Source organism: Streptomyces sp. NPDC005485 (assembly GCF_040606085.1).
Classification (GTDB): domain Bacteria; phylum Actinomycetota; class Actinomycetes; order Streptomycetales; family Streptomycetaceae; genus Streptomyces.
In genome coordinates, this window is record NZ_JBEXDZ010000224.1 from 1 (window position 1) to 11,888 (window position 11,888).

General features: G+C 69.6%; 9 protein-coding genes and 1 pseudogene. 7 read left to right on the forward strand and 3 right to left on the reverse strand.

Annotation, left to right across the window (positions count from 1 at the left end; genetic code table 11):
• Both ABZS97_RS40805 and ABZS97_RS40810 read right to left on the reverse strand, forming a co-directional pair.
• The coding region (locus ABZS97_RS40805; RefSeq protein ID WP_356147688.1) for a carboxyl transferase domain-containing protein at positions 1-161 on the reverse strand (161 nt) is incomplete at its 3' end.
• Between the two features lie 162 nt (positions 162-323).
• The gene (locus tag ABZS97_RS40810; protein ID WP_356147663.1) at positions 324-521 is read right to left on the reverse strand and encodes an acyl-CoA carboxylase subunit epsilon; all 198 of its coding nucleotides are present in this window, start codon (positions 519-521) and stop codon (positions 324-326) included.
• 333 nt (positions 522-854) lie between these two features.
• Between ABZS97_RS40810 and ABZS97_RS40815 the strand changes: the two genes are divergently transcribed.
• Positions 855-1,385, forward strand: coding sequence for a hypothetical protein (locus ABZS97_RS40815; protein ID WP_356147667.1), 531 nt, complete (start codon positions 855-857; stop codon positions 1,383-1,385).
• Positions 1,386-1,701: 316 nt separating this feature from the next.
• Positions 1,702-3,561 carry a M1 family aminopeptidase gene (locus ABZS97_RS40820; RefSeq protein WP_356147672.1) on the forward strand — a complete coding sequence of 620 codons (1,860 nt, stop codon included), beginning with the start codon at positions 1,702-1,704 and terminating at the stop codon, positions 3,559-3,561.
• Between the two features lie 69 nt (positions 3,562-3,630).
• Here the strand turns inward: ABZS97_RS40820 and ABZS97_RS40825 are convergent, their stop codons facing one another.
• The gene (locus tag ABZS97_RS40825) at positions 3,631-4,302 is read right to left on the reverse strand and encodes a methyltransferase domain-containing protein (protein ID WP_356147674.1); all 672 of its coding nucleotides are present in this window, start codon (positions 4,300-4,302) and stop codon (positions 3,631-3,633) included.
• A 158-nt stretch (positions 4,303-4,460) separates the two neighbouring features.
• On the opposite strand from ABZS97_RS40825, the pseudogene ABZS97_RS40830 reads away from it, so the two are divergent.
• From ABZS97_RS40830 to ABZS97_RS40850, 5 genes and pseudogenes are all read left to right on the forward strand, one after another.
• Positions 4,461-4,976: pseudogene (locus tag ABZS97_RS40830) on the forward strand (hypothetical protein); the annotation flags it as partial.
• Complete coding sequence (locus tag ABZS97_RS40835; protein WP_356147691.1) at positions 4,977-6,404, forward strand: hypothetical protein; 1,428 nt, start codon at positions 4,977-4,979, stop codon at positions 6,402-6,404. It abuts the pseudogene before it with no gap.
• Positions 6,401-7,837, forward strand: coding sequence for a VWA domain-containing protein (locus tag ABZS97_RS40840; RefSeq protein ID WP_356147679.1), 1,437 nt, complete (start codon positions 6,401-6,403; stop codon positions 7,835-7,837). The genes ABZS97_RS40835 and ABZS97_RS40840 overlap by 4 nt, the downstream gene beginning before the upstream one ends.
• Positions 7,838-7,930: 93 nt before the next feature.
• A complete protein-coding gene (locus tag ABZS97_RS40845; RefSeq protein WP_356147682.1) occupies positions 7,931-9,043 on the forward strand; it encodes an AAA family ATPase in 1,113 nt (370 codons plus the stop codon).
• Positions 9,040-11,841, forward strand: a complete 2,802-nt coding sequence (locus ABZS97_RS40850) for a hypothetical protein (RefSeq protein WP_356147685.1) — start codon at positions 9,040-9,042, stop codon at positions 11,839-11,841. Before ABZS97_RS40845 ends, ABZS97_RS40850 begins: the two co-directional genes overlap by 4 nt.
• Positions 11,842-11,888: the final 47 nt, after the last annotated feature.

Here is an 11,888-nt window from a genome sequence, read left to right on the forward strand (position 1 = left end):
TCGACCTCCTGGAACGAACCGGCGTCCAGCAGCAGCTCGATGCGCTCCCGGGCGGTCAGCTTGCCCTTGGCGTGCTGCGCCGCGGTCGCCTTCTCACTCGGCCCCGCCAAAGCCGTCTGTCGCACCCTGTCCAGCTCCGCGACACGCCCGCGGATATCCACAGACCCCGCGTCCGCCTGAACGGGAGCAGGAACGGCAGGCGCTCCAGGGCCGGTCGGCGACGGAGGAGCGGACACCGGGGCAGGGGCAGTCGCCACAACGGGGGCAGTCGTCATTGCCATCTCAGACCTCTTCCTCGAAACAGAACAACCACAACACCCACATCACTGCCAGCTCCGCGGGGCCCGATACGCCTCCGGCCCCCGCCACCACCGGCCACGGCCGGACATCCCGCCGCCCTCGCCGCCTTCGTCACGGGCCCACACCGCCCACAGCACCACCGCCAGCGCTGCCAGTTCCTCTTCGCTCGCACGTCCACGCACCACGCGCAACAGCGGCTCACCACCCTCGGTGTCGCCCACCGTCCCACCCCCAACATCCAGCCAATGCCCGGACACCAACGCAGTCCCACCACCCAAAGGCACCCCGCTCAAGCCCCACTCAACAAACCCCAGAACCCAGGACTCGAGCGGGCCGGAAGCCGAACGTACGGCTCGGGACAGCACCGAGCCCCGGGCGTACGCACCAGCGCAGCGGCGGGATCCGGTCAACGGATGGTCAATCGCCGGCCGGGCCACGGCCAAAGCTGCCTACAGATTGCGTATGGCCTCACGTCTTGCGCCGAAATGCACGGTTGGGACCCCACAACCCGCGCCTACGGTGATCTACGAAGAGATCGCCTGCGGGAGGAATGCGTGAGCAAGGCCGCCGGAACCGGCCCGTCAGCCGCCGCAGTGCGGTTCGGCGGCGCCGTCATGCTGCTGATGGCTTGCCTCATCGGCGGATTCTGCGTGCCCGCTCTCCCGTACTCCGTCGGCCTCACCGGTACGCGCGGAACACTGACCGTGGACGGCTATCAGCACAACTACAGCTCTCGGGGCGAGACGACCTCGTCCAACGGAACCTTCCGCTCCGCCGACGGTGGAATCGTCGACCTCAAGGCCACTGTCGAACCGGACTACGACCTGGGCCGCCGCATCGCCGTGTCCCGGGCCCCTTGGACCTATTACGTGGTCTCCCCCGCCTGCCTCCTCGGCTGGCTCGCCGGGACGTGCTTCGCTGTGTGCTGCCTGCTCCTGGGCCTGCCTGGGCTCATATTCGGCACACGATGGAACCGCCGGACGCGGCCCACCGCCGTCCCCCTGCAGATCCGGGTCGCCAAGACCGCCTTCTACGGTGCGCTCGGCGCGGGCGCGGCCGCGGTCATCGTCGCGATCGCGACCTGACCGGCCGCCGACTCGCATTTCCGCGAGCCGACTGCCCCCTGTACGAGCCAAGTTGCCTGCGGCGGTCGCCACCAGTCTCACGAGTGGCACCAGAGCCATCCGGAACGCCGGCACTTTTACCCGCCCCTGATGGCATGTTCCGGTCACATCTGTCAGGCTTCCGGCAGCCGTCGCCCTGACCCCAGCGGACACGGCTGATCACACCACGCGCTCGCGCCGGCGATGCGCGCAACCCGCGGTTGTCCGTCGGCGCACCCAGGCCGGTCGGACGGCCACCGAGCAGGCCGGGATCCCGGCCGCCTCAAAGGAGTTACGTGTGAGACCGACCCCCCACCGGACCTTCGCCGCGAGCGCACTCGCCGTCGCCGCGTTGGCCGCTGCATTGCTCCCCGTCACCCCGGCCTCGGCCGCGCCGCCCACGGCCCCGCTCGCCGCCGCCTGCACACCGACCCAGGTGGTCACCAACGGCGGCTTCGAGAGCGGGACTTCGCCCTGGAGCCAGTCCTCGTCCAGCGTGATCACCAACCGTTCCGGTCAGACCGCCCATGGCGGCAGCAGCTACGCCTGGCTGGACGGCACCGGCGGGACGCACACCGACACGCTCTCCCAGAGCGTCACGATCCCGTCCGGATGCAGCACCGCCACGCTCACCTTCTGGCTGCACATCGACACCACCGAGACGACCTCGTCCACCGCGTACGACAAGCTCACGGCGAAGATCGGCAGCACGACACTCGCCACCTACTCGAACCTCAACAAGAACACCGGCTACGCGCAGAAGTCCTTCGACGTCTCGGCGTTCGCGGGCCAGACCGTGACCGTCGCGTTCACCGGCACCGAGGACTCCAGCCTCCAGACGAGCTTCGTCCTCGACGACGTCGCCCTCGACACCTCCGGCGGCACCACCCCGCCCGCGGACTCCACCCGTACGCCGGCCGCACCCTCGTACACCGTCAGCCTCAGCAGCAACACCAGCGGGACCGTCTGGACCGGTCACGAGAGTGCCAGCTTCACCAATGCCTCCTCCACCGCGCTCAGCGAGGTGTACCTGAGACTCTGGGACAACTACCACGGCACGTGCTCCGCGATGCCGATCACGGTCAGCAACGTGACCGGTGGTACCGCGGGCTCCCTGTCGGTGGGCTGCACGGCCCTGCAGATCTCCCTCCCGACGCCGCTGGCGCAGGGGCAGAGTGCGACGATCGGCTTCGACCTGGGCATCACCGTGCCCAGTGGCGCCGACCGCTTCGGCCACGACGGGGCCTTCAGCTTCATCGGCAACGCCCTGCCCGTACTCGCGATCAAGGACGCGGCGGGCTGGCATCTGGATCCGTACACCAACAACGGCGAGTCGTTCTACTCGCTGGCCGCGGACTTCAAGGTGACCCTCGACCACCCGAGCACCCTGCTCGTACCGGCCACCGGCACCTCGGTGGACACCCCCGGCTCCAGCGGACGCACCGTCACCACGGCCACCGCGTCCAAGGTTCGTGACTTCGCCTGGGGGGCGGGCCCCTTCAGCAAGATCTCCGGCACCTCGGCCGCCGGCACCCCGGTGAACATCTACTCCGTCTCGGCCATCAGCGCGTCCGACGCTCAGTCGATGCTCACCACCGCCAAGACCGCCGTGGACGCCCACGCCGCACGGTTCGGCGCCTATCCGTACGGCGAGTTGGACGCCGTGATCGACAACAACTACTGGTTCGGCGGCATGGAGTACCCCGGGTTCGTCCTCGACCTGGTCAGCACCACGGCGCTGACCCACGAGATCGGTCACCAGTGGTGGTACGGCATCGTCGGCGACGACGAGTACAACAGCCCCTGGCTGGACGAGTCGTTCACCGACTACTCCACCGACCTGGCGCTGAACAAAACCGGCACCAACTGCTGGAACAGCGTGTCGTGGGCCTCGTCGGCCGAGAAGATCACCAACTCGATGGCCTACTGGGATGCCCACTCGTCCCGGTACTCCACCGTCGTCTACGGCTACGGAAAATGCGCCCTGCACGACCTGCGGCGCGTCCTGGGCGACACCGCCATGACCAAACTCCTCAAGGACTACGCCACTTCCCACTGGTACGGCGTCTCGACCACGGCCGAGTTCAAGGCAGCCGCGCAGGCCGCCACGACCACGGACCTGACCTCCTTCTGGACCACGCACCGCATCGACGGCTGACGTGACCACGGTTCGCCGCGGGCGCCGCCTGGCGTCCGCGGCGAACCGATGACTCATGGCACTTCACACTCAGCAAGAGCTGTAGTGGGAGCCGACCGCCGGCTGGCCCGTGTAGTTCGGGCCTGCCGTCGGGTCGGCGCCCATGTAGCGGAACGGAAGCAGCACCTGGCGCGCACCTTCGAGCGTGAGCCTGTGGTGACGGGCGCTGTAGCGATATCCCGCGGTCCGCAGTGCGGTCACGGCCGCCCGCCCGGCCGGTGAACTGTCGGCCCACCGGATCGAGTCGGGGTCGAAGTGCGCCAGGAGCAGCCCGTCGGGAGCGAGCCAGGACGCGGCCCGGGCGAGCAGGCCGAGTTGGTCGCCGACATAGTGCAGGCCGTGTACGCAGGTGATCAGGTCGTACGTGCGTTGCGGCGCCCAGTCCGCGACGGAGGCGATGACCCGCTCCATAGTGGGCGGTGCCGGCACCGGGGCGAGCGGTCCCACCAGGTCGACCGCGGTGAGTACCGCGTCGGCGGGCAGAGCGGATGCCGCCTCTAACTGGGCGCGGCCTTCGCCGCTGCACAGGTCGAGCCACGACGGGGCGGCCGGACGGGCCGTCAGGTGAGCGAGGGGGTCGAACCCGAGCTCGCGGGCATAGCTGTTCACACCGGCCAGACCACGCTCGCGGTTCATCGTGTTGTTGGCGACCACGGAGGAGCGTTCCAGCTCGCTCGTCGAGACCAAGTCGGGCGTCGTCATACGCTCATTGTCCCGGATCTCGGTCTTCCGAACACGAGGCTTCGCCCTCTCCCAGGCCCGCCGTACAGGGCCCCGGCGCTTGGCCAGGGCCCGTTGTCAGTGGTCGCCACTATGTTCAGTCGTGTCCCGCCGGTGTGGCGCGGAAGCCCTTCTGGTGCATGGGAGATGATGCGTTGTCGGATTGGGAGAGGTCGAGTACGGCGCGGGTGATACAGCCCGCCCGGACACGCAAGCTGGGCAAGGTTCCGTTCGTGGAGCTGGCCGACGGGCGCTTGCAGGGAGTGGTGTCCAGTGGGTCGGACATCGAGCGGGTGTATGTGTCCTCGGTCGCGGCGAGCACGTACACGTTCGCTTGCAGCACCAACAACAACCGGCCCTGCGGGGGCGCTCGCGGAGGGTTCTGCAATCACATCAGGGCCCTGATCAACGAGGCGGTGCTGCAGTACGGCGTCGAGCGCGTCGCCCGCTATCTGAGGGTCGAGGTCGCGGGCGGCGAGTCGAACGCGCAGACTCTCACCGCAGAGATGATCAATGCCCGTCCGGCGCAGGGTGACGCCGCGGCCGCTGCCCCCGTCTTCAGCCGGTTCCTGCGCCACCTGGCCTACCTGGAACTCGCTCCGACCACCGCGCCGTTGCCGGAGATGCAGTGGTTTCCCTCGACGAGGGCGGTGGCGATGGCGGTGCCCCCGCGCGAGCCCGATTCGAGCGTGGCGGAGCACGCTGACGTGCTCACCGAAACCATCGACGGACTCGACGAGGCGCTGGCTGCCGTCGACATGTTCGACCAGGCTCTCGTCGCGGGCCTGCTCCGTCCGCAGCCCGCCCAGGCCGCCGGACTGGCGCAGTTCGCCCAGGCCGTCACCGGAACACCGGTGGCCGCCAAGGTGGGTGAGGCGGCCGAGAAGGCGGCGGCCGGAGCTGCGGGTGAAGACCACTTCATCGCTCTCGCGGCTGCCCGCACCGCGCTGCTCGGTTCCGTCCACGACGCGCTGCTGAGCCGTATCGAGGAGGCAACCGGCCGGTCTCCCGGCCAGGCGAGCGCCTCGGACCCCAGCGGGCAGCAGGCGGTGAACCTGCTGGCCGCCGCCCGCTCCTGGCTGTCCGACCTGGCGCGCTGCGGGTGGCGGGGAATCGACCATGACGTGGTCTCCGGAGCGGCCCAAGTCGTCTCCGCGATGCTTGCGGATCCGGACCTGCGTCGCCTGGCGGCGCTTCTCGACGGATTCGCCGCCGAACTCGCCGCGTCCTGCCCGGGCGCCTCCCTGGACCGTATCCCCGCACGCCGCTGGGCCGACCTGTGGTCACGTGCCCTGCTGCTCACGCTGCCCGGCGCGGCCGCCGTTTCCGCCACCGGCACCGCCACCGGCCGTCTCCTGCCCCTCGGCGTCGATCTGCACGAACACGCGACCGCCGCCCAGGCCCAGGTGCACGCGGTGTTCGAGCCCGCCGACGGCACCGCGCCCCGGCTCGTGCGTGCAAGTGTCTCGGTGCCGAAGCCGGACACGGTCGTCGGAGCCGGCGTCTGGCAACTGCTGCGCCCGCACATGTCGCTGCTGACAGCCGTCGGTGAGGGCCGCGCCATGGACCTCACGGGGATGCCGATCACCGCGGAAGGCGATCTGGTCTGGAGCGACGAGCACGCGCGCACAGGTGAGCCCGCCGACGCCTTCGCCACCGCCCGCGTCGCCCTGCCCACCGCCACCGTCTCGGCGACCGCACCCCTGGACCGGCACCCGGCACGCATCGCCGTACCCGTGTTCCTGGAGGGTTTTGCCGCCCAACAGGACGACTGCGCACTGACGTTCACCCTCGCCGGCTTCCGACTGGCCGTCGACGACGACCGGATTCCGACCGCCGGACCGCTCACGCCCCTGGCCGTCGCCGCGTCGGGCGCGTGCATCGGCCTGCTCCGCTGGGACGACGGGACGTTCAGCGTCCAGCCGCTCGCCGTGGAGACCACCATGCGCAAGAAGGCCGTCACCCTCCACGCGGGGGCGTGGGCCGGGGGCACGACCGACAAGAACGGTGTCAAAGCCGAGAAGGCGGCCACCGACGCCATGGCGGTGCTGCGCGAGCGTGCCGGAAGGCTGTTGCGGAAATGACCGAGCCGACGACCGAAGAGCATCCCGAGCCGGTCTCCCACGACAACCGCCGTCAGGCCCTGTACTGGCGACTGCTGGCCCGCCTCTTCGACCCCGAGGAGCAAGCGGCACTGGAATCGGCGAGCCTTGCCGTCGTCGAGGACATCGGTCTGCCGCCCGCGCTGCTGGATCCTGGAGCCTCCGTCGACTCGATCGTGCAGCGACACCCCGACCTGGCCGCCGAGTTCGACGGCCTGATGGTGCCCGAGTCCAGCTCGGACGGTGCCGGCGACGACGACGGTGACAGCGGCGGACGGGACCGTGCCGCCGAGGTGCGGCGCGCCGCCCTCGTGTCGAAGGTGCTGCTCAACGTCTTCGCCTGCGGTTCCGGCACGGTCACCGCCGGGCAGCTGTCGCGCTGGCAGTCCGACGCGGGCTGGCTGGAGCGCGCGCTCGGCTGCAAGCCCGGAGAGCTGCGCGGCGGTCGCGGTGCAGCGGGGCGCGGCGTCAGCCCGACCGGGACCGGCGGTCGCGGTACGACGCCCGACCTCAGCCGGCTGATTCCGGCGATCGGACCGGAACTCGGCGCCATCGAGGCCGACCTCGTCAAGCGGATGCGTCTGCGCGAGGTGCTCGCCGACCCCAAGCTGGCCGCACAGCTGACCCCGAGCATGTCGCTCATCGAGCAGCTGCTGCGCGACAAGGACAACCTGTCAGGGGTGGCCCTGGCCAACGCCAAGGCGCTGATCCGTCGTTTCGTCGACGAGGTCGCCGAGGTGCTGCGCACACAGGTGGAGAAGGCCACGGTCGGTGCTCTGGACCGCTCGATCCCGCCCAAGCGGGTGTTCCGCAACCTCGACCTCGACCGCACGATCTGGAAGAACCTCACCAACTGGAGCCCCGAAGCGGAACGGCTGTACGTCGACCGCCTCTACTACCGGCACACCGCCCGCAAGACGACCCCCCAGCGACTGATCGTGGTCGTCGACCAGTCGGGTTCCATGGTCGACTCCATGGTCAACTGCACCATTCTGGCGTCGATCTTCGCCGGGCTCCCCAAGGTGGACGTCCACCTGATCGCGTACGACACCCAGGCGCTCGACCTCACCCCGTGGGTCCACGACCCCTTCGAGACCCTGTTGCGCACGAACCTCGGCGGCGGCACCGACGGAACGGTCGCCATGGCGCTGGCCCAGCCGAAGATCGCCGAGCCCCGCAACACCGTCGTGGTGTGGATCTCCGACTTCTACGAATGGCAGACCGAGCCGCTGTTCGAAAGCATGGCCGCCATCCACCGCTCGGGCGCCAAGTTCATCCCGGTCGGATCGGTGACCAGCTCCGGCCGCGGCAGCGTCAACCCGTGGTTCCGCGAGCGCTTCAAGGATCTCGGTACGCCGGTGCTCTCCGGCCACATCCGCAAGCTCGTCCACGAGCTCAAGACGTTCCTCGCCTGAGGCGTTCACGACCCTCACGCCGTTCACAACCTCGTTCGACGTTCACCACCCTCAAGACCCTCACGACTTCTTTCTGCTCAGAAAGGCCCTGCCATGTCCGACCTGTTGCGCGCCCCCGCCGAGATCAAGTACGCCGAGGAGCTGGACTGGCTGGAGTCCGTCGACGACGGCCCCAAGCCGTTCTCCTGGCGCCTGTCGCCGAAAATGGTCCGCCTGTTCATCCTGGGCTCCGAGCGCTCCGACGGCCTGGACAGGGAGATCTCGCAGAAGTGGTTCGGCGACCGCAGTTTCGTCGAGCGCTCCATCGTCACCCTGGCCTCCGACCGCGGCCTGCTGCTGATCGGGGATCCGGGAACCGGCAAGAGCTGGCTGGCCGAGCTGCTTTCCGCCGCGATCTCCCGCAACTCCACGCTGGTGGTGCAGGGCACGGCCGGCACGACCGAGGACCACATCAAGTACTCGTGGAACGTGTCCATGGTGATCGCCAAGGGCCAGTCACGGGAGTCGATGATCCCCTCACCGATCATGACGGCGATGGAGAGCGGCACCATCGGGCGATTCGAGGAACTCACCCGTTCCACCAGTGACGTTCAGGACGCACTGATCTCCATCCTGTCGGAGAAGTACATCTCCGTGCCGGAGCTGGACAGCGACAACATCGTCTTCGCCAAGCCCGGGTTCTCGGTCATCGCCACGGCCAACAGCCGTGACCGGGGCGTCAACGACCTGTCCTCCGCGCTCAAGCGGCGTTTCAACTTCGTGCGCATCCCGGTGGTGACGAACAAGAAGAGCGAGGCCGAGATCGTCCGCTTCCGGACCGAGGAGTTGCTGCGCCGCCACCAGATCGAGCTGGACGTCCCGCCGACGCTGCTGGACGTGCTGCTGCAGAGCTTCGCCGATCTGCGTGCGTCCGCCGCCGCGGCGGGCAGCGACGACGAGAAGCTGGAGTCCGCGCTGTCGACCGCCGAGCAGATCGGTGTGCTGGAGGACGCGATCCTGCACAGCAACTTCTTCGGCGAACGGGAGCTGACCGCCCACACCCTCGCTTCCTCGCTCGTGGGATCGCTGGCGCGGCGCGAGCCTGAGGACCTCGCCATCCTCAACAAGTACCTGCACGGTGTGGTCGAGCCGCGCAGTACCGAAGAGGGCGGGTCCTGGCCGGAGTTCCTGGAGGGCGGTCGCGACGCGATCGCGACCCTGTCGTGAACGCCGTCGTGCAGGGAAAGTCGTCGTTCGAGGCGCTGCGTACGCAGTTGCAGGACGCCGCCGGCGCGTTCGCCGACGGTCCCGACGCGCTGGAGGGCATCCTCCTCGGGCTGGTCGACGACGTCGACCGGGCGGTGCGCGAACCGCTGGAGATCTTCCCCGTCTGTCATCATTCGCCGGCTTCGGCGATCGCGATGGCGCGGCGGCTGCGGGAGAAGCAGCCCAGGACCATCTATCTGGAGCTGTGCGAGGACATGGCGCCGCTCCTGTCCGAACTGCGCAACTGCCGTCTCCCGGTGGCGGTGCAGGCGTTCGCCAGCGAGGTCGCGGGTTTCCCGCCCGAGTGGGCGCCGCTGTCCGTCGTGGCGCCGATCACCGAGGCGTCGGCCGAGTACCAGGCAATCGCGTACGCGCTGGACACACCGGGCGTCGAACTGGTCCTCGTGGACCGTTCCTCGGACCATGTGTTCCAGTGGGATGCGCGTGAGACACCGCCGGCCGATCCGGACGCGCCGCCGGCCGAGGAGGAGGTCGCGCTGCACGGTGACGCGGTCGGAGTGGAGATCGGCGACCTCCGGCCGCGCTTCGCCGAACTGGAGGAGCACCTGCTGCACCACGGTCGGGTGCGGCACTGGTCGGAGTGGTGGCACCAGTACGTCGAACTGCCGCTCGGCGACAGCGACCACGACACCTACCGGCAGGTCATGCTCCTGATCGGCAGCCTGTTCCGGCGTCTGGCACCCGGCGATCCGCAGCGGGTGCGCGTCGACGAGGACCGCGAGCGGTACATGTGGACGAGGATGCGGGAACATCTCGCCGCGTCCGGCACCGATCCCGCGGACTGTCTCTACGTGTGCGGGGCGTTCCATGCGGCCAGCCGGGTCGAGGAGTTCGGCGTCCACGGCAGCGACACCTTCGAGATCAGCCCGCCCAGTGCGAGCAAGTGGCAGTACGGCCTGATCCCGTCCAGCCACGCGGCGATCGAGGCGCAGTTCGGCCTTGCCGCCGGCTCGGTGTCGATCGCCGCGACCCAGTGGGCGAAGAACGTCAGGCGCACGCGTGTGCAGCCGTTCCGGCTCGCGGGTCAGGCGGGGGCGAAGAAGGCGACGAAGCCCAGGAAGAGCGCGGTACCCATCGCTCCCCTGTCCGCCGACCTCCCTTCGGACAAGCTCTCCGGGTTCCTGCAGCGCCCGCCCGTCCTCGACGGGCTCGACGAGGCCGAACTGATCGGCTGGTCGGTGGAGATCGTGCGCGCGGCGCGGCGCGCCGGGTACCTCGCTTCCACCGCCGATGCCATCGCCGTGTTCGAGACGTCGATCCTGCTGGCCGGGATGCGGGACCGGGCCAGGCCCACGCCGTACGACTTCCAGGATGCGGCGATCACCTGCATCGAGAAGGACAGCGTGCCGGGCCGGCGCGATGTGCGGCGCCTCGTGGAGATCATGATGGGCGGCGACCGCGTCGGCCAGGTCGGCTACGAAGCGCTGCCGCCGCTGGCGCGCGACGTGCACGACCGGCTCGCACCGCTCAATCTGAGGCTCCAACAGCGCGGTGTGCAGCGGGCGTTGCTGGACATGGCAGCCCAGCCGGAACTGGAGCGGTGCTCCGACGTTCTGTGGATGCTGCGCCAACTGATGCCGCAGGGCGCCGCACGGCCGATCATGGGTGAGCGCCGCCTTGGTGAACGGCCCATCCAGGAGTCCTGGGACCTTGCGCTGGGCACCCATCAGCGGGCGCTCATCGAGCTCGGCTACGAGGGCGTGAGCATCGAGCAGGTCCTCGAACAACGGCTTCGACGCACGGCGTACGGCCCGCACGCGACAGCGGCGACCGTCCTTCAGGCCGTCGAGGACGCGACGCTGTATCTGCGCAGCCGCCGCCTCGCCGACGAACTCGGCACGCGCGCCCTGGAGGTGCTGTCGACCGAGCGCAGCGTCGACGGTGCGCCGGAGGTCCTGCGCCAAGTGCGGCGACTGCTGGCGTACTACCGGACCAACGAACCGGTGTTGCCGACGTGGATCGAGTCCTTCGTCAAGGCCGGCTACGCGCACTACTGCACCCTCCTGCCGACGGCGTTCACCGACGAGGACGCGACCGTCCGCCAGGTCGCCGCGATGCTCGGCTTCCTCTTCAGCATGGAGCCACTGGCGTTGTCGCTCGGCTGCGACCGGACCCAGTTGGAGCTGGCGTTCGCGCAGTCGCATCCGCAGGAGCCGTCGAAGGTGGCGCTGCTGTGGGCCGCGCAGGTGCAGCTCGGGCAGCTCTCCCGCACGGAACTTCGGGCGCGTTGCGCCGAGTTGCTGGGCAACCCCTTGGTGGTCCCCGCCTATCCGCGCTACCTCAGTGGGTTCCTGCACGCGTTGGAGCCGGTGCCGCAACTGGCCGACTTCGTGGTGGAGGCGGTGTCCCACGCGTTCGCGCGGCTGCCGGATCCGGTGCTGCTGCCGTGGCTGCCCACCCTCATCACCACTCTGCGGTCGGGCGGTGCGGAGCTGGCCCCCCTTCTGATCCGTGAGGCCGGGCGCATCTTCCCCGGCCGCCTCCCGGCACTGGACACATGGGTGCCGCCATGGGACGTCCGGGCGGACACGGCAGCCGTCCCGCCGACCGGCCCCGCCGGCGGTGGCAGCGCAGGCGTCCTCCTCGCAGCCCACCCCGCCACATGCGACGCGGTGGCGGAACTCCTTGGCTGCGAGGGACCGTGGAAGATGGCCGACCCCGCCCCGGCGGGCGCGGCACTTCTCACGCGGTACGCGCATACGGCGGAGGCGCTGGGGGTGCTGCTGGCCGCAGCGTGACTTCGGATGTGTGAGCGCGCTCGGGAGCCGGGCAAGTGTGCCCGGCT